The 18,518-nt window shown below is 71.3% G+C and carries 14 protein-coding genes; 4 read left to right on the plus strand and 10 right to left on the minus strand.

The features are described from left to right. The first annotated feature begins 32 nt into the window (after positions 1-32). Positions 33-2,780: an ATP-dependent helicase gene (locus PSC72_RS19125; protein ID WP_274323022.1), complete on the plus strand. Its 2,748-nt coding sequence runs from the start codon at positions 33-35 to the stop codon at positions 2,778-2,780. A 45-nt stretch (positions 2,781-2,825) separates the two neighbouring features. On the opposite strand, the gene PSC72_RS19130 is transcribed toward PSC72_RS19125, so the two are convergent. The 9 genes from PSC72_RS19130 to PSC72_RS19170 form a co-directional block, all read right to left on the minus strand. After that, the gene (locus tag PSC72_RS19130; protein ID WP_274323023.1) at positions 2,826-3,266 is read right to left on the minus strand and encodes a hypothetical protein; all 441 of its coding nucleotides are present in this window, start codon (positions 3,264-3,266) and stop codon (positions 2,826-2,828) included. A gap of 165 nt (positions 3,267-3,431) precedes the next feature. Further along, positions 3,432-4,655: a lactate racemase domain-containing protein gene (locus tag PSC72_RS19135; RefSeq protein WP_274323024.1), complete on the minus strand. Its 1,224-nt coding sequence runs from the start codon at positions 4,653-4,655 to the stop codon at positions 3,432-3,434. A 68-nt stretch (positions 4,656-4,723) separates the two neighbouring features. Further along, complete coding sequence (locus tag PSC72_RS19140) at positions 4,724-5,572, minus strand: phosphatase PAP2 family protein (protein WP_274323025.1); 849 nt, start codon at positions 5,570-5,572, stop codon at positions 4,724-4,726. A gap of 326 nt (positions 5,573-5,898) precedes the next feature. Further along, a complete protein-coding gene (locus PSC72_RS19145; RefSeq protein WP_382261814.1) occupies positions 5,899-8,655 on the minus strand; it encodes an AAA domain-containing protein in 2,757 nt (918 codons plus the stop codon). 39 nt (positions 8,656-8,694) lie between these two features. Continuing rightward, positions 8,695-9,873 (minus strand): AAA family ATPase, encoded by a 1,179-nt coding sequence (locus tag PSC72_RS19150; protein ID WP_274323026.1) that lies wholly within the window; start codon positions 9,871-9,873, stop codon positions 8,695-8,697. Positions 9,874-9,945: 72 nt separating this feature from the next. Next, positions 9,946-11,376 carry a DUF7519 family protein gene (locus PSC72_RS19155; protein WP_274323027.1) on the minus strand — a complete coding sequence of 477 codons (1,431 nt, stop codon included), beginning with the start codon at positions 11,374-11,376 and terminating at the stop codon, positions 9,946-9,948. Continuing rightward, complete coding sequence (locus tag PSC72_RS19160; protein ID WP_274323028.1) at positions 11,376-12,683, minus strand: DUF7507 domain-containing protein; 1,308 nt, start codon at positions 12,681-12,683, stop codon at positions 11,376-11,378. Before PSC72_RS19160 ends, PSC72_RS19155 begins: the two co-directional genes overlap by 1 nt. Beyond that, entirely contained in the window at positions 12,676-13,554 is an 879-nt protein-coding gene (locus PSC72_RS19165) for a DUF7269 family protein (RefSeq protein WP_274323029.1), read from the minus strand. Before PSC72_RS19165 ends, PSC72_RS19160 begins: the two co-directional genes overlap by 8 nt. Continuing rightward, positions 13,551-15,827, minus strand: a complete 2,277-nt coding sequence (locus PSC72_RS19170; protein ID WP_274323030.1) for a DUF4129 domain-containing protein — start codon at positions 15,825-15,827, stop codon at positions 13,551-13,553. The genes PSC72_RS19165 and PSC72_RS19170 overlap by 4 nt, the downstream gene beginning before the upstream one ends. Positions 15,828-16,092: 265 nt before the next feature. On the opposite strand from PSC72_RS19170, the gene PSC72_RS19175 reads away from it, so the two are divergent. Genes PSC72_RS19175 through PSC72_RS19185 form a run of 3 tightly spaced genes read left to right on the plus strand, consistent with a single transcriptional unit; the run spans position 16,093 to position 17,469 of the window. Further along, the gene (locus PSC72_RS19175; RefSeq protein ID WP_274323031.1) at positions 16,093-16,644 is read left to right on the plus strand and encodes a hypothetical protein; all 552 of its coding nucleotides are present in this window, start codon (positions 16,093-16,095) and stop codon (positions 16,642-16,644) included. Then, positions 16,644-17,078 carry a nuclear transport factor 2 family protein gene (locus PSC72_RS19180; protein WP_274323032.1) on the plus strand — a complete coding sequence of 145 codons (435 nt, stop codon included), beginning with the start codon at positions 16,644-16,646 and terminating at the stop codon, positions 17,076-17,078. The genes PSC72_RS19175 and PSC72_RS19180 overlap by 1 nt, the downstream gene beginning before the upstream one ends. A 31-nt stretch (positions 17,079-17,109) precedes the next feature. After that, positions 17,110-17,469, plus strand: coding sequence for a hypothetical protein (locus PSC72_RS19185; protein WP_274323033.1), 360 nt, complete (start codon positions 17,110-17,112; stop codon positions 17,467-17,469). A 39-nt stretch (positions 17,470-17,508) separates the two neighbouring features. On the opposite strand, the gene PSC72_RS19190 is transcribed toward PSC72_RS19185, so the two are convergent. Next, on the minus strand, positions 17,509-18,459 hold the full coding sequence (locus PSC72_RS19190) for a zinc-dependent metalloprotease (protein WP_274323034.1): 951 nt from the start codon (positions 18,457-18,459) through the stop codon (positions 17,509-17,511). Positions 18,460-18,518: the final 59 nt, after the last annotated feature.

Raw genomic sequence — 18,518 nt, forward strand, 5'->3', positions numbered from 1 at the left:
GGCGCGGCCCTAACGGTAGCCACGAGGCCCGAATGGGAGGACGAGAGTTGCTCGACGCGGCGGACACGGGTGTCGATCCCGCCGCCGTCGAGATAGACGACGCCGACGTGCTGGACCTGCTGGAGCCGCCGGTCCGCGAGTGGTGGGTCGACCAGTTCGGCGAGTACGTCCCCGAGAACGGCGGCTTCTTCACCCCGCCCCAGAAGGAGGCCGTCCCGCTCATCCACGAGGGCGACAACGCCCTGATCGCGGCACCGACCGGCTCGGGCAAGACGCTCGCCTCCTTCACGAGTATCATCAACGAGCTCTTCCGGCGCGACCGCGCCGAGGGGCTCGAAAACTCCGTCTACTGTCTGTACGTCTCCCCGCTCAAGTCACTGGCCAACGACATCCACCGCAACCTGGAGGTGCCGCTCGACGGGATCACCGAGACGCTCGACGACCGCGGCGAGGACGTCGAGATCCGCCACGCGATCCGCCACGGCGACACCAGCGACGCCGACCGCCAGAAGATGCTGACGGAGACGCCGCACATCCTCAACACGACGCCGGAGACGCTCGCAATCCTCCTCAACTCGCCGAAGTTCCGCGAGAAGCTCCGCACCGTCGAGTACGTGGTCGTCGACGAGATCCACAGCCTCGCGGAGAACAAGCGGGGCACGCACCTCTCGGTCTCGCTCGAACGGCTGGAATCGCTGGCCCACGGCTCGCCGACCCGTATCGGCTGTTCGGCGACGGTCGAACCGCTCGACGCGATGGCCGAGTTCCTCGTCGGCCAGGAGTCCCCCGGCGGCGGTCCTCGGGACTACGAGATCGTCGACGCCCGTTTCGCCCGCGAGTTCGACATGGAACTCGTCTGTCCGACCGACGACCTCGTGAACACGCCGCCGGACGTCGTGAACGACCGGTTCTACCGCGACCTGCACGAGCTGATCCAGGCGCACACGAACACGCTCGTGTTCACCAACACGCGGTCGGGCGCCGAGCGCGTGCTCCACAACCTGCGCGAGCGCAACGACGAGTACGACGAGGAGAACTCCGGCTGTCACCACGGTAGCCTCTCGAAGGACCGCCGTCAGGCGATCGAGGAGCGTCTCAAGTCGGGCGACCTCGACGTCGTCACCACCTCGACGAGCCTGGAACTGGGCATCGACATGCCACACATCGACCTGGTGGTACAGGTCGGCTCGCCCAAGTCCGTCGCGTCGCTGCTCCAGCGCGTCGGCCGCGCCGGCCACCAGCTCGGCGAGACGGTGACGGGCCGGGTCGTCGCGCTCGACCGCGACGAACTCGTCGAGTGCGCGGTGATGCTGAAGAAGGCGACCGAGGGGTTCGTCGACCGGGTGTTCGTCCCCGAGAACGCCCAGGACGTGGCCGCACAGCACGTCTACGGCATGGCCATCGCGGACATCCGACCCGAGGCCGAGATCCGCGGGATCCTCGAACGCGCCTACCCCTACCGGAACTACGGCGACGCAGAGTGGGAGTCGCTCATGCGGTACCTCACGGCGGACTACGACGGGATGGAGGACAGACACGTCTACGCGAAGGTCTGGCGCGACACGAACGACGCGCCCGACGGCGAACACCACTACGAGGAGTACCCCGTCGGCGAGCACCTGATGGGCAAGCGCGGCCGCCTCGCGCGGGTCATCTACATGACCAACATCGGGACGATCCCGGACTCGTTCACCTGCGACGTGTTCACCCGCTCGGGCGACGACTGGGTCGGGCAACTGGACGAGTCCTACCTCGACACGCTCGATTCGGGCGACGTGTTCGTCCTCGGCGGCGACCGCTTCGAGTACCGCTACCGCCGCGGGTCGAAGGTGTACGCCGACCGGACGAACGCCCGCCCGACGGTGCCGTCGTGGTTCTCCGAACGCCTGCCCCTCTCGTACGACCTCGGCAGGGAGATCCTCGCCTTCCAGCGGGACCTCCTCGACAGGCTCGACCGCGGCGGCGCCGGCGCGGTGCGCCACTGGCTGCGGAACTACCCGCTCGACGAGAACAGCGTTCGAGCGGTGACGCGGATGTTCGAGGAGCAGGTCAAGTACGCAGGCTTCGAGAGCGTGAGCACCGACGAACGGCTCGTCGTCGAGGAGGAACTCGACCGCGAGGAGTACGAGCGCCGGTACTACGTCCACTCGAACTACGGCCGGCGGTTCAACGACGGCTTCTCCCGACTGCTGGCCTACCGGGTCGCCCAGGAGGCCGACGCCAACGTGCAGGTGGCCGTCGCGGACAACGGCTTCACCCTCTCGATGCCGCTCAACCGGAAGGTCGACGTGACGGGCGTCCTCGCCGACCTCGAACCGACCGACGTGCGCCCGGACCTGCGGGCGAGCCTCGACGGCACTGACCTGCTCCAGCGGTACTTCCGGATCAACGCGACCCGGGCGCTGATGATCCTCAAGCGCTACAAGGGCTACGAGAAGTCCGCGAGCGAGCAGCAGATGAACTCCGAGATGCTGCTCGGGTTCGCCGAGGACCTGGAGGACTTCGCGGTCATCGAGGAGACCTACCGGGAGATACTCGAAGACAAACTGAACGTCGACGCCATCGAGGACGTGCTCGGCGCGATCCGTGACGGGACCGTCGCGGTCGAACACCACCGCGTCGACACGCCGTCGCCGCGGGCGTTCGGTCTGGCGACGCTGATGGCCTCCGACGTGGTGCTCGCCGAGGACGAGAGCGAGGTTCTCCAGCGCTTCCACGAGCGGGTCATGGCCGAGATAGACGGCGAGGGAACGCCCGAGCGCGAACCCGGGACGAACTGACCCGCCGTCAGACGAGGTTCTTCCAAACCGCCGAGGGACGGCCGCCTACATCCCGTCGTCTGTCTCGGTCGATTCGCCCATCGTCTCGTTGCCGCCCATTCCGTCGTCCATCCCGCCCTCCGTCTCGTTCATGCCGCTCATTCCGTTGGCTGTCTCTCCCATTCCGCCCATGCCGTCGTCAGTTTCGGTCATCCCGCCCATCCCGTCGTCCATTCCTTCGGTCGTCTCGTCCATTCCGCCGTCCATGCCGGTCTCGGTACCGTCCATCGACTCGCCGTCCATGGAATCGGTCATCGAGTCGTCGCCGTCCATCGAGTCGGTCGCCGATCCGTCGTCCATCGATCCGTCGCCGCCGTCCATGGACTCGCCGCCGTCGTCCATCGAATCCTCGCCGGGTTCGGTCGTCGCGCCGTCGCCGCCGTCGTCGCCTCCGGTCGAACAGCCGGCCACCGCACCGGCCGCGACCGCTCCGATTGCGCCTCTCACGAACGTGCGTCGAGTCGTGTCACATGGCATGATTCGTTCGCGTCCGCGCCCGCACCGGGGATAAGGAATTTTCAAACTCGCCTCGGAGAGCCGGCAAACTCCGTTCGGACCGCGTGCAGAGTCCGTCCGAACTCCGTTCAAAATTCGGCCGGGCGAGGGGTTAGCTCAGACCAGGAGCGTGTCGAGCGCGTCGGGGACGACCAGCACGTCGCTCCCCGGTTCGATCGCGTCCTCGGCCGACTCGCGAGCGTGCATCAGACACGCCTCGACGACCTCGGGGCTGTCGCTGTTCGTGACGTAGACGTCGTGGTCGCGCAGCGCCCGGGCGACGACGAACGCCCGCTGAGCGCCGGGCTCGTACCCCTCGCGCATCTCCTCGTAGAGTGCCTCTGCGCTCTCGGCGGCGGAGAGCCAGTCGTAGAATCGCCGTTCGCCCGTCCCCTCGCCGGCGCCTTCGGGGAGCGCCGCCGGAACGACGACTCGACCGCCCTCCCGCAGGGGATCGTGCGCACCGAGAGTCACGTACGTCGCCGCCCGCGTCGTCTGGTAGAGGTTCGCGTCCTTCGGCGCGCCGACGCCGGCGAGGACCGCGTCGTAGCCGTCGTCGACCGGGACGGCGAGCGCGTCGCGGGCCGCGCCGGCGAGGTCGCGGACGACCGACCGCGGGTCGCCGGCGGCCGCGCCGAGGACGCCGCTCGGGCCGTGGGTGACGTTGAGCGAGAACTCGACGCCGACCAGATCGCCCGCCGCGTCGACGAACTCCCGGAACGGGTTGTCGTCGACGCGGCCGAGGCGGACGCCCTCGCGTCCGAGTAGCTCCGGGCCGTGGGAGTATCCGATCTGCGACTCGCCGCCGGCGCCGACGACGACGGTCTTCGCGCCGCCGGAGAAGCCGGCGTACTGGTGGGGCTCGACCATCCCCGTCGCGAGGACGGCGTCTGTCTTCGCGAGCGTCTCATTGATCTCGATCGGGGTCCCTTCCACGGTCCCCGCCTCGACGGTCGCGTCGGGGTCGTGATTTCGTGCGAGGTCGGCGTGGTCGCCGAGCGCATCCTCGATCTCCGCGTCGCTCATCGGTCGGTGGAGGCCGAGGCCGAGAATAACTGTCACCTGCTCGCGGACGACGCCGGCGGCCGCGACTTCGTCTAGCAGCACGTCCAGCAGCACGTCGTCGGGCGTCGCGCGGGTGACGTCAGTGACGACGATCCCGATGGTGTCGTCCGGGTCGACGCGGCGACGGAGGCGCGGGCCGTGCGGGTCGGCGACGGTCGCCTCGGCCGCCACGCGGACGTCGACCGGATCGCCGCCCGGCGGCCGACAGACCGTCACGTCGCAGTCCGGGAGCGAGACGGAGACAGTCCCCTCGCCCAGTGGGAGTTCGACTGGCACGGCCGGGCCTACGACGCGCCCGTCCGAGAGCCTACCGGTCCCGTAGACGCGGACGGTCTAAAACCCCGTCAGTCCGCTGCGGTCGCGCGCTGGAGTCGTTCGAACCGGCCGACGACCGACGGGAGCGCGACGATGCCGAACGCCAGCGCGGCGTTCGCGACGCTGGCGACGAGGAGTTGCGTCTCGACGGCTTCGACGACGATCAGCGCGCCGCCGACGAACCCGACGCCGGCGACGTTGACCAGCGCGCGCTCGGCGCGAGAGCGGAACCGCTCGGCGCGAGTCCGCCAGAGCGCGCCAGCGAGACCGCCGACGCTCCCGCCGACGGCGAGCGCGGCGTCGCCCGTCTCAGTGGTCACGAGAACGGCAGGGACCGAAAGGACCACGGCGAGTCCGAACACGACCGCCGCCCCCTCGTCGATAGCGACGGCGAGCACGCCGAGCATCACCAGTCCGACGGCGAACCCCGCGAGGATATCACCCAGGTAGTGGACGCCGAGGACGACGCGTGAGAGCCCGATGAGCGCCACCAGCGCGCCGACGCCGAGGACGGTCGTCCGGTCGCGGTACTCGTCCATCGCGATCAGCCCGCCGCCGTAGACCGTCGTCGCGGCGATGGCGTGCCCGCTCGGGAACCCGACGGGGCTGGGTTCGATGGGGTAGCGCTGGACCGCGGCCGGCGGCCGCGGTAAGCCGAACCAGTACTTCAGCGCCAGCGTGACCGAAACGGCGACGAACGCGACGCTGATCACGGCGAGCAACTCGCGTCGCCGCCGCTGGTCGTTCCAGTACGCGAGCGACAGGCCGACCATCAGGAACTTCGCGCTCCCGAGGATCGTGATCACCCAGAACAGCGGCGCGAGTTCTGACGGCACCGCCTCCCTGATCACGCGGCTCGCCTCGACCAGCCTGAACATACGGTAGTCCCACCGGCGATACGGCTTATAGTTTCCTCCACCGGTCGCTACGGAACGGGTCAAACTCTAGTGATAAAACTCCGCCACGGGGTGAAAGTGGAGCCGAAACCCGGTGATAACTCCTGCCCACGGAGTGAAAGTGGAACGGTAACCGGCTAGTCATAAAGGTCCGCCCCGGAGTGAAAGTGAAACGTCCGAGCCTAGACATAAATCTGGGCCACACGGTGAAAGTAAAGCGGTGAGTCGCTAGTCAAAAGTGATAGCCACGGGGCGAAAGTGAAATCGAGCGTTCGAGGGTCGTTTACCGGGTATCGATAGAAACCGCCTCACCGCGCCCAGTCGACCATGCGGCCGTAGGTCTCGTCGGTGCCGAGCGCCTCGGCGTCGCCGACGAGGACGAGCGCTTTCTTCGCCCGCGTCAGCGCGACGTTGACGCGCCGGTAGTCCTCGAAGATCGGGCTCACCAGCGATCCGGTGGCGACGAAGGAGATGATAATGACCTCCTTGCTCGATCCCTGGAAGCGGTCGACCGTATCGACGGCTACGCCATCGGACACGTGCTTGCCGATCTCGGCGACCTGCGCGCGGAACGGCGCGATGACGCCGATCTCCTCGGCGGGGACGCCGGCGTCGCGGTACGCCTGGACGGTCTCGGCGACTGTCGCCGCCTCGGTCGGGTTCGTGTTCCCCTCCGCGCGGCCGTCTGGGTCGACGAACGCCACCTGGTCCGCGAGGTGGTCGGGGAGCGACCCCACGTCGACGCCGGAGAGGTCGCGGAGGTGCTGGGCGGCCACCTCGCCCGTCGCGGGCCTGAGTTCGCCGTCGTAGAACTCGCGAGAGGCGAACGCCTGGATGCGCTGGGCCATGCGATACTGTCGGTTCAGCATGACGGAGGCGTCCGGGTAGCGCTCGATGAGCCGCTGGAACAGCGAGCGCGAGAGGGTCGCGCCGGGCGCGGGCACGTCTTCGCCCGCGCCACCGTCGGACTCGGTCTCGGGGTCCGGCTCGTCGGCCTGGACGACCGGCGGCAGCTGCTGGTGGTCGCCGACGAGGACGAACCGCTCGGCGAGGTTCGTCGCCGCGAGCGTGCCCGGCTCGGTGAGTTGCCCCGCCTCGTCGACGACAGCCACGTCGAAGTCCTGTTCGCGCATGATCCGCGAGCCGCAGGTCGCCGTCGTCGCGGCGACGACCTGCGCGTCCCGCAGTTCCGCGACCCGCTCGTCGGGGTCGCCGGCTCGTTCGAGACGATACTGCTGCATGTCCTCGCGGACGCCGCTCTCCGTGCCGACGCGGACGAAGTCCTCGAAGCCCTGGTCGACGAGCGCTTCGAGGGCGTTGTCCACGGCGCGGTTCGTAAAGGCCGAGAGCAGGACGCGCTCGCCGTCCTCGACCAGTGCTTGCACGATGTGTGCCAGCGTATACGTCTTCCCGGTCCCCGGCGGGCCGTGGATCAGCGCGCAGTCCTCGCAGCCGACCGCGAGGCGGACGGCCTCGTCCTGAGCGTCGTTGTTGGGGACGTACGTCTCGCCGACGGACTCGAATTCCGGTTCCCGTCGGCCGAAGAGCACGTCCTTCTCCGCCGGCGACTGCGTGAGGATGGCGTCGTGCAGCGCCGTGAGCATCCTGTCCGTCGAGAGTTCCGAGGGGTAGACGTCGATGCGGCGGAGTTCGACCGGCTCGTCTGCGGTGACGACGATCTCGGGTCTGGGGTCGTCACTGCGCTCGTCTCCGTCGTCGACGCCGCCCCCGAGCCGCTCCACGCGGGCCAGTTCGGCCTCCCCGCGGATCGGGTCGCCGTCACTCGCGAGCACGAGGTCGCCCTCTCGGATCTTCGAGACGGCACCGGTCCCGCGGGCGCGTAGCTCCCAGTTGCCGCCGTCGAGTTCTCTGCGTTCGGTGGGTTCCAGATCCACGAGCGCGCGGTCGTCGTCGGCCCGTTCCTCCGGCGTCTGCTCCCAGAGCTTGGCGTACTCGCGGTGGACGGCGCGGCGTTCACGCTCGATGGACTGGTACACTCGGTCGAAGTACTCGCGCTCTTCTTCCGGGACTGGCGACCCGACCTGGCCGGCCTTGGACTCCTGGCCGAGCCGGCCGGAGACGGCCATGCAGGTGTCCTGCTCGAAGCAGTACTCGCACTTGGCGTCGGCCTCGTATCCCGTCGGCACGTCGACGCCGTGTTCCATCGCCGCGAGCGCGTTCCGCGTCCGCAGCACGAACTTCAGGAAGCCCGAGCCGATCGAGAACTCCTTGGCCGGCGAGAGGTCGCCGCTCTCCTCGTTGCGCTCGACGGCCGCGTTCTTGGTGTAGAGGAGCGTCCCGGTGTCCGGCGGTTCCCCGCGGCGCTCGCCGAGGATGAGCGCGTAGCAGGTCGCCTGCACCTTGTCGTGAAAGCGGGGTTCGCGCTTGGTGTTCTTCCCCGTCTTCAGTTCGACGGGCATCCCCCGGCGGACGGCGTCGGCCCGCCCCTTCAGGCCGTACGTCTCGCTGACGAGCGTCATCTCCGAGCGCCACTCGTCTTCGTCGGTGAGGGTCCCCTGCTGGAGCCAGCCCTCGATGGCCGAGGCGTTCTGCCGCACTTCCTCGCGGACCTCGTCGGCGCTGCGGCCGAGCATCCCGAGTTCGAGGCCGGCCTCCTCGACCCGTTCGTCGATGGACTCGTCGAGGTCACGGCCGCGCAGGAGGTCGCCGAACACCTCGTGGACGATGGTCCCCTTGACGACGGGGTAGGCGTTGGGCGTCCCGCCGATCTTGTTGAGGTAGTACATCCGCGGGCACTGCACCCACGAGCGCACGTCCGTCACGTCGACGAGGAAGTCCGGTTCGACGACGACCATCGAGTCGCCGGTCGTCGAGAACTGCTGTTCGCCGCGGTACTCCCGTTCCTCGGGGTTCGTCACCGCCAGTTCCATCCCGGGTTCGAGGTACGTCGCCGTCTCGGTCCACTTGTCCCAGAGCGTCACCGTGGTCGGTTCGCCCCGGCCCCGGTCGGGTCGCAGGCTCACCTCGACGAGTTCGCTCTCGCCGTACTGGGTCGAGACCGTCTTCGGGTCGCTCACGTCGACGACGACGCCGCGGAGTGTCACGCTCAGTTCTCGGGACGGCCGCGGGAAAAACGCTGTCGGTTAGACGGGGTCGTCGTCGCGGCCGACGCTGCCTCCGTCCGACCGCTCGGGCGCCGAGCGGTCGCGCGACGGTCGCCGCTCGCCACGACCGTCGCTGGACGTGTCGCTCGTGCCGCTCCCGTTAGCGGGTTCGCTACTGTCGTGCGATTCGATTCCGTCGCCGTTCACGCGCTCGGAGTCGCCTCCCGGGTCGCCCGGATCCGGCGCGTCCGGCGAGACGGCGGGGACGTCGACCGCGTCGAGAGCGTCCGAGATTATCCCCTCGGGGTCGACCCCCTCGACGGTCGCCTCGGTCGTGAGGACGAGCCGATGGGCCATCGTGGCGCGGGCGAGTCGCTTCACGTCGTCCGGCGTGGTGTACTCGCGACCGGCGACCACCGCGCCGGCGCGCACGGCCTCGAACACCCGCTGGACGCCGCGCGGCGAGACGCCGATCTCGGTCCGCTCGTCGGCGCGCGTCTCCCGGGCGATGTCGATGATGTAGCGGCGCACCTTGTCGTCGACGCGCACGTCCTCGGCGAGGTCCTGCAGCGCGAGCACCGTCCCGGGCCCGATCACGGGGTCGACGCTCGGAGCGAGCGACCGCCGGTCGGCGCGCTTGTCCAGCAGGTCCATCTCGCCGTCCACGTCGGGATAGCCCATCGACGTCTTGACAGCGAAGCGGTCGCGCTGGGCCTCCGGCAGGCGGAAGGTCCCCTCCTGTTCGACGGGGTTCTGCGTCGCGATGACGACGAACGGTTCGGGCAGGTCGTGGGTCGTCCCGTCCACGCTCACCTGGCGCTCCTCCATCGACTCAAGCAGCGCGGCCTGGGTCTTCGGCGGCGCGCGGTTGATCTCGTCGGCCAGGACGACGTTCGTGAAGACGGGCCCCCGGGAGAACTCGAACTCCCGCTCGTGCTCGTTGTAGACGTTCGATCCCGTCACGTCCGCGGGCAGCAGGTCCGGCGTGAACTGGACGCGAGTGAACCCCAGCCCCAGCGATTCCGCGAGGACGCGCGCCAGCACCGTCTTGCCGGTCCCCGGCACGTCCTCGACGAGGACGTGGCCGCGGGCGATGACGGCCGCGAGCGTCTCGAACAGCACCGACCGCTCGACGACGACGGCCTCCTCCACCCGTTCCACCACGTCGAGGCACACCTCCGTCGCCTCGTCGACGGTCAGCTCCTCCTGATCGGCCATGGCCGTTCCCTGTGACTCCACCGACATGAATCTGTGCGATCCGGGATCCGACCGCGGGACCGCGGCCGCGAGCTATCCGCGCAGCAGCGCGGCCAGGACGAGCGTGCCGACGACGGCGGCGGTCATCGCCGCGGCGTTACCGGCCGGTCCCAGCGCGCTCGTCCGGAGCGCGTATAGTCCGGTCGCCCCGAGCACGGCGACCGCACCGATCCCGACCGCGAAGACGGCGTGGTAGAGCTCCAGTCGCCTCGTGTCGGGCCGGTGACCGAGTTCCGCCGTCAGGCCGAGGCCGAACGACCCCGCGTCCCACGCGACCAGCGCGCCGGCGACGCAGGCGAACACGAGCGGCGCGGGGAGCCCGACGCTGTCCGCGCCGACGGCGGCGATCACCAGGCCCGCGGCGGCCAGCGCCGGTCCGCCGGCCCGGTCGGGGAACACGTTCAGGCGGACGGCGATCAGCGCCAGGCCGACGGCGACGAACACGGCCATCGGCGCCAGCAGCACGGCGACCAGGAACAGAATCGGGCTCAGGAAGATGAGCGCGGCCGTCTGCGGGACGACGCCGAACACGAGGACGACGACGTATCCGGCCCCGGCGATGGCGCCGGCGACGGTCCGTGTCTTGCGCTCGTCGAACTGCCGAGTGAGCTGTCTGGCGCCGACGGCGACGCCCGCGGCCAGAAGCGCAAGCGCGCCGACGGCGAGCAGCGGCCCCAGGACGTACACCGAGGCGAGCGCCCCGACGACCGGTGCCGCGCCGGGGACGAGCCCCAGCGCCGGCGAGGACGTCGCGAGGAAGACCAGCGAGACGAGGGCGGTCCCGACCCCGCCCAGCGCTGTCAGCGTGAACGCGCGCTTGGTCCGCCCGAGGTTCGCCCGGACGGCCTCGCGCTGGTCGCGCGGGGCCAACTGGACGACCGGGAGCGAGCGGAGCGAGACCCTGACGGCGGCCGCGACGAGGCCGACGACCGCCAGGAGCCCGATGGCGGCGGCCGTCGGGTTCGACGCCGCGGTCGTCCCGGTGGCGAGCTGCCAGCAGAGGAAGAGGCCCGCGAGGACGATCCCGCTGCCGAACAGCCAGCAGAGGCCGAAGACGTACGAGAGGATCCCCTGCGAGAGCGCGGACTCCAGCGGATCGTCCCGGGCGACGTCCGCCCAGCAACTCGCCGTCCCGAGCAGCGCGAGCGCGAACCCGCCGATAAGCAGGTTGTACCCGCCCGGATAGAGGGCCACGAGCACGCCGAGCAGTATCGCTCCTGGGAGGAAGCAGAGGTGCCCGACGATCTTCTCGCCGAGGGTGTCCCTGTCGAGCAGGGCGACGCCCGCCGCGGCCAGGCCCGAGACGAGGGCGAAGCCGGTGAGGAAGGTTGGCTGCCCGACGGCGAAGCCCGTCGCCAGCGCGAGCGCGACGACAGTCGCGGCGACGACGCCGAGGCTGGTCTCGCGGGGCCGCCCCTCGTCGCCGACGGCGGACGGCCTGTCCAGGCGAGGGCCGAACGGCATCAGGCCCCACCCCCCGCGGCCGTTCCGGCCGGCTGGCGCGCCTCGACGGCCAGGGCGTACTCCAGGACGAGCGCCAGCGGCGTCCCCCGGCGCCAGTCGATGGTCCGCGCCCCGCTGGACTGACACTGCGCGAGGCGGGTCCGCCGCCGGACGGCGTCGAGCTGGCCGCCGACGGTGGTCGAAGACACCACGTCCGGCGAGAGGACGATCCGAGAGCGGCCGAGCGCGCCCCACGACGAGACCGCCTGCGCCGGCTCCTCGTCGAGCAGCGGCGAGACGAGCGCGAGCTGCGACCGCGGGCCCGCCAGCTCGGCCACCTTCCGGAACTGGTAGCTCGGGTCCACGTCGCTCGGGACGTCCACCTCGACCGCCCGCTCGATGCCGGTCAGCAGCCGCGAGCGGTGGTCCGACCCGGCCCCCGGCGACACCCAGTCCAGCCCGCCCGGGCCCGACGTGTCGCGACCGACGACCGCCAGGCCCACGTCGTGGCCGACCCGCATGAGCGCGGTGACCGCCCGGACGGCGGCGTACGCCGAGCGCTCGACGGCGGTCGGTCGACCCGGCCCCGCGGCGACCCGACAGACGTCGCGGGCGTCGAGGACCACCACGACCGACGTGGAGACCCACCGCTCGTAGTTGACGGTCGCGAGTTCGCCGCGGCGGGCGTACTGGCGCCAGTCGATGCGGTCGGCGGCGTCGCCGTGGCGGTACTCCCGCGTCGAGTGGAACTGGACGCCGCGGCCGGGCTGGTCGCTCGTGAGCCGCCCGACGAAGTCGTCGCCCCTGTCGGCCAGCGGCGGCGCGTCGGCGTCCAGCCGGCAGACCAGCCGGTCGTCGCCCGCGGTGGGGAGCGCGGTCGTCGCGACCATCCCCGCGCCGCCGGAGCGAAGCCGCGCCCGCGGTCGCTCGAAGTCGTACTCGCCGCGGCGGGCGACGACCGTGTACTCGACCGTGCAGGACTCGCCGGGTTCGAGCGTCGTCCCCGCGCGGGGCGACCCGTCGACGACCTGCAGGTCGTCCGGAACGCGGTCGACGATCCGCAGGTCCGACAGCGTCCGGTCGCCCTCGTTGGTCGCGGTCACCGTGACCGTGACGGGGCGACCGGGCGGCGCCGGCGTCGGGTCGACCGTCCGCTCGACCGCGACCTCCTCGGGCGAGTCGACGGTCGAGAGCGTGCCGTAGGCCACGTAGACGAGCGGGATCGCGGCGGCCAGCACGAGCGCGGCGCTCCGGTTCCACAGGCCCGCGACCGCGAGGACGAGCGTCGCCGCCACGGCCCCCCGCCAGCGGACGCGACGCCTACGCATCGTCCCACACCTCCCCCACGAGTTCGGCCACCTCGGCGTCGCCGTCGTCCGTGTCCGGCGGCGCGTCGCCGTCAGTCGCGTCACCGTCCGCGTCGGTATCGATCGCGTCACCGCCTGTCGCCTCGCCGCTCGCGTCGGCCGCCGAATCGACCGACGGCGACGCGCTGGCGCGCTGGAGCGTCCCGTCGACGGAGCGCTGGAGGCTGCCGAGGGCGGGCGCGAGCGTCGGTACCGTGCGCGGCGCTCGCTGGCCGACCACTGGCGGGAGTTCCTCGTCGGCAGCGTCGGCGATCGCCGCGACCGCCCGGGCGGCCTGCCGGCGGACGATCCGCTCGGGGAACAGCCAGGCCCGGATCCGCCCGCGGAGCGACCGTCGCGGCGGTTCGACGCGCTCGTCGAGGACCGCCGCCGCGACCGGGTCGTCGGTCCACGCCCCCGACGCGAGGAGGTCCTCCACCCCCTCGCGGTCGGTGCCGCCCGCGACGAGCACGCGCGTCAGCGCCTCGCGGAGCCGCGGGCGAACCACCTCGAACCCGTCTTCGACGGTCTCGCCCGCCGCGGCCCGCTCGCAGGCCTCGTCGACGACCTTCGCGAACGCCTCGCCGGTCACGTCCGCCGGGTCAGCCGTCTCCTCGGGCATCCCGGCGACGAGCGCGGCGTCGTCGGTCCACGGCGCCGGCGCGACCGTCTCGTCGTCGGCCGAGCGGTAGAGCTTCGCGACGGCGATGACCCCTCCCGCCAGCGCGACCAGCGCCGCTCCCGCGCCCGCCTCCGTGGCGGTCACGGGCGTCAGTACGACTGCCAGCGCGAGCGCGGCGGCGATGCCGAGCGTCCCGATCAGGACCGCCAGCGCGACGAGGACGCGCTTCACGAGTCCTCGCCCTCCCGTTCGCGCTCGATCGATTCGAAGGCCTCGCGGGCCCGCTCGCTCCGGTCGGTCGACGGGCGGTCGCCGTACTCAGCCTCGCGGAACGCCTCGGTGAGGACGCGCACGGGCCGTTCGGGGAAGCCCCGCTCGACGGCCGCCCGCGACACCTCCCCCGGCGTCGACTGGCGCCACGAGTTGGGACGCACCCACCGCGCGAACTGCCGCCAGATCGCGCGGAGCGACCGGCGCGCGCGGCTGTCGTCCCCGCTCGCCGGACGGCTCCCCCGCCCGAAGGTCGGTCCGGCGTCGCCGTCGCCGCTCGCCTCTCCGTCCGACTCCTCGCGCGCCCACCGCCGGTACGCGAGGAAGACGACGAACAGCGCGACGAGCGACCCGAGGAGCCCGAGCGCCCCGAACCGCCAGGTGAGTCCGGCGACGACCGCGACGGCGACGACCGCCGCGACGGCGCGGCGGACGGTGAGCCTGGCCGCGGCGAACGACCGGACGCGCCCGGGAAGCCGCCGGATCCAGCCCCAGAGCCGCGCGGCGAGCCCGCGGACGGACAGCGGAAGCGCTGCCACGCGTGCGGCGAGGCGGCCGAGCGCCGCCCGCACCCTGTCCAGCGCGACCGCGATCCAGTCCGCCACCGCGAGGGCGCTCCGTCTGACGAACGCGACGAGCGCGCGCAGGGACTCGGCCAGCGAGCTACCCCCCGACTGGACCCGCTGGCGGTTCGACAGGGCCGCACCGAGCAACACGACCCCGGTCGAGACGAGCAGTCCGAAGGCCTCGCCGACCACGAGACCGACGAACATCGTCGCGACGGCGGTCCACACGAGGGCCGCACGACGGGCCGCACCACGGCCGCGAGTGCGGGCGGTGACGGGCACGCCGACGATGCCGACGAGGAGGAGAAACGCGCTCGGCGTGATCGTCGCCAGGTACGCGCTCCACAGCGATGTCGACGCGCGCTGTCGTTCGGTCCGGACCGTGACGCTTTGTCGGGGGTCGGCCGGGAGCGCGAGCCCGAGACTCCCGTGCTCGTCCGTCCGGCCGAGCCGGGACCCGTCGAGCGAGACGCGGGCGTCGGTCACCGGCGGTCCGCCCACGGTCGCGTTGACCAGCGCCGGTTCGCCCGGGAAGGGCAACCCCTCCTGGGGCACCACTCTCGCGTCGAGGAGCCACACGTCGACGGTCGTCGACCCCGCGAAGTCGCCGCGCTCGACTGTCACGGTGACCCGCTCTTGGTCACGGGGGACCGTGAGTTCGTAGGTGCCGTTCGCTGTCGTTCGCCCGACGCGCTCGCCGTCGACGCTGACGCTCGCTCGCCGCATGGGCACGTGTTCGACCGTCGCGAGAACGAGCACCGTCTCGCCGGGGTAGGGTTCGCCGCCGACGGTGACGTTGACCGACCCGTGGACGGCGTACGGCGAGCTGTCGTTCGCCCCGTCAGTCGCCTGCGTCGACTGCGCCGCGACGCTCTCGCCACCGGCGGCGCCCCCGCCGAGCGCGAGCGGACTCGCGTCCAGTGGATCGAACCCCGATCGGAGCGGACTCGCCCGTCCCGAGGGGTCGACGTCCGACTGTGCCTCGTCCTCGTACTGTCGACGGTAGAACTCGCAGTCGGCGCCGGGCATCTCCACGGTCACGTTCATCTCCCGGGTGTAGGGCGCTCGGCCGCTCACGCTGCCGGTCTCGTCGGTCCGACCGACGAACCTGTCGCCGAACCAGACCGGCACGGCCGCGGCGGGTTTCAGGTCGTCGTAGACGCTCACTTCGACGGTCCCGCCGGGGATCGGTTCGTTCTCGACGACGACCCCGCAGCCGCGTTCGGTCGGCGGCTCGTCGCCGCCGGGGATCGGAATGGGGTCGCCCTCGTCGCGGATCACGTCGCCCTCTCCCCCGGAGTCGCCCTCGCCGTCGCCGTTCGCACCGTTCCCTTCGCCGTTCGCATCACCGCCCGCACCGTTCCCGTCGCCGCTCCCGGATCCTTCGCCGACGGTCTGGCCGGCGCCGCCGGATCCGCCGCCCGACCCGTCGCTAGAGCCACCGCCGTCTCCGCTTTGGCCGCTCGAACCGCCGCTCCCGCCGTTCGACCCGCTGCCTCCGCCCGCGTCGCCGAGGCCCCCGGACTGGGGGAGAATCGGCGCGACGAAGGCCGCGACGACGAGGCCGAGGAGACAGAGGACGACGAGCGCGACCTGTCGGCGGTCGACACCAGCGGCTCCCGCGCCCGCGTCTCCACCCGCTTCGCCCGTCGCGTCTCTCTCTGACACCGTTTTGCTCCCCACTCGTCCGGCGCCGGACCCGCCCGGTCGCCGGGCTGTTGTACACCTGTCAGGTGTCCCGGGTAATCAAACGTCCGGTCCTCCGGTTCGCTCACGGGGACAGTGCCGCTCGCGGACCGGCCGAGCGACGCGGTCCGACGACGACTTCGGGTCTGCCCTCTGGTAGACGGACCGCCCGAGAACACGGCGTCCGGGGCATTGAGCGACCGAGACCGATGCCTTCATTCCCGGTGGCGTCCAAGGCGCGACCGACATGCGCGTCCGCGACTGGCAGGACATCCTGGGAGACGTCGTGGAGAGCGACGCCGACCCGAACGGCTGGCGAGCGGCGGGCGGCGACCGCGCGAACGGCATCGGAGAGGACCTGTACTTCGGGCACCCCTCGGTCGGGGTGTTCCACGTCAAGACCTACGCGAAGAACCCCTACGAGGTACAGGGGGTCGGCGCGGAGGTCGCGCGGAAGATCGACGACGAACTCGACCCGCTGTTCCCGGAGGAACCTGGCGACGGCGGGATGTTCGGTGTCCGGCAAGGGATGGAAGACGAGGACGAGGCCGAGGACGCCGCCTCCCGGCTGGAAGAGGTCGTCCAGGCCCACGCCGACGCGCCGACGACGCCCGACGCCCTCTTCGAGGACGTGATGGACGCCCTCGACTCGCCCGCCTACGGCCCGATGGAGTACGACCAGTACGGCCGCCCCGAGTCGGTCGACGAGCTCGCGGACACCTTCGAAGAGGCCGAAGAGCTACTCGACGCCGAACTCGACGACCTGATCGACGAGTCGGTCGACCGGGGCTTTCACTGATGGGCGCGGCCGACCGGGTGCGGGCGTACTACGACGCGCTCCGCGCCGGCGAGCCGCTCGCCCCTTTCTTCGCCCCGGGCGACGACGTGGTCAAGGTCGGCATCTCCGAACGCCTCGTCGGCGGCGAGGAGGTCGCCGCCGGCCTGCGCGAGCAGACCGAGTCGACGACCGGCTGGCACGTCGAGAGCCGCGATCTGCGGGTCACCGAGCGCGACCGCCACGCCTGGTTCGCCGACAGCGTCGCGATGGCGTGGACCGACACCGACCGGCAGATCCGCTACGAGTTCGACACCCGCTGGAGCGGGACGCTCGAACGCCGTATCGGGGACGAACCGGCCGAATCGAGCGAGACGGCGACGAGCGCGGACGGGACCGCCGACGAGCGCTGGCAGTTCGTCGGCATGCACGTCAGCACCGCGAGGGATCTCGGATGACTCCCGGCGGACTGCCGGCGGGGTGGCGGCGATGGTAGGCCCCATCTCGGACGACGAACGCTCGTCGTTCAACCGCCGCGTCACGATCGGCGTGACGCTGCTCGTGGGCCTCTCCGCCGGGCTTGTCGCCCTCCAGGTGGACCCCACGCCGCTCCAGGCGGTCGGGGCCGTCGCCCTCGGACTGGTCGTCGGCTACCCGCTGGCGCGGTTCGTCGTCCCGACGGGACCGGCGCCCGCGACGCGGCAGCGACGACGTCGGCGCAAGCGCCGAGACAGGGACAACCCGTTCGCCGACGGCGGCGACGACGGGGACGAGAGTGACGGCGGGAACCGGTCGAACGGCGACGGGACCGGTGGCGGGTCGGGGTCGCGCGGCCGCGGCCGGCGCTGATCGGTCGAGCCGGGTGCCGAGAAGGAGTTTCTACCGACGTTACTCACCGACGCGAGCGAGCCACAGTGCGGGGTCGTCGAGTTCGGCGTCGGTCGGGAGGTTGGCGGGGTCGTCCCAGACGACCGAGGCGCCGGCGATGCCTCGGTCGTCGGCCACGGCGTCGAAGAAGGCCTTGCCGCGCTCGTACTGGCGGCGCTTCATCCCGAGTCCGAGCAGTCGGCGAATGACCCGGGCCATCGGCCCGCGACCGCGGCGGCGCGCCTCGACCTTCTCGCGGAGGTCCGCGTACTCGTCGTCGAACGCGCGGTCCATCACGAGTTCGGCGTACCCCTCGACCGCGGTCATCGTCGTGTCGAGTTCCTTGAGGGCCTCGCGGTCGAGCGTCCCCTCGCCGAGGGCCGCCACGGCGCCTTCCATCGTCGTTTCGAGGTGGTCGGAGAGCCACGGGGCCGCACCGAACTCAGCGGCGTGGGCGACCTCGTGGAAGGCGATCCACCGGCGGAACCGCTGGAAGTCGACCTCCAGGGCGTCCGCTACCTTCCGGATGTTCGGGTGGACGAAATACAGCGCGTGGTCGTCGCTCTCGGCCAGCAGGAGGGGGTCGTACTGCCCGAGGACGTTGTTGCCGAGGAAGGCGAGCGCGACGCTCATCGTTCCGGTGTTGACGACGCGGCTCGCGCCGGGGAACATCGTGACCTGCTCCTCCAGCGGGCGCATGACCCGCTCGAAGGTCGCGACGTTCGCGTCGATCCAGTGGTGGCGGTTCTGGATCTCGACCATCTCGGGGAGGTCGAAGTCCACGGCGGCGACCGCCCGGACGCGGTCCCGGGCGTCGCGCACGTCGTCGGCGTAGCCGGCCTCCTCGGCCCGCGTGAGCGCCAGCGACCCCGGGTCTGTCGAGGCCTTCGCGGCGTCGGCGACTGAGTTCCAGTCGACCGGCCCGTCGCCCGACGCCGTCGTGACCGCCCGGACGCTCTGGTACAGTCCCATAGTCGAATCAGGTGACGCGCCCGGAAATGCCTTCTCCTCGCGGACACGACGGCCCTGCG

Origin of the sequence: Halosimplex aquaticum, from assembly GCF_028747785.1 — an archaeon.
GTDB lineage: Archaea > Halobacteriota > Halobacteria > Halobacteriales > Haloarculaceae > Halosimplex > Halosimplex aquaticum.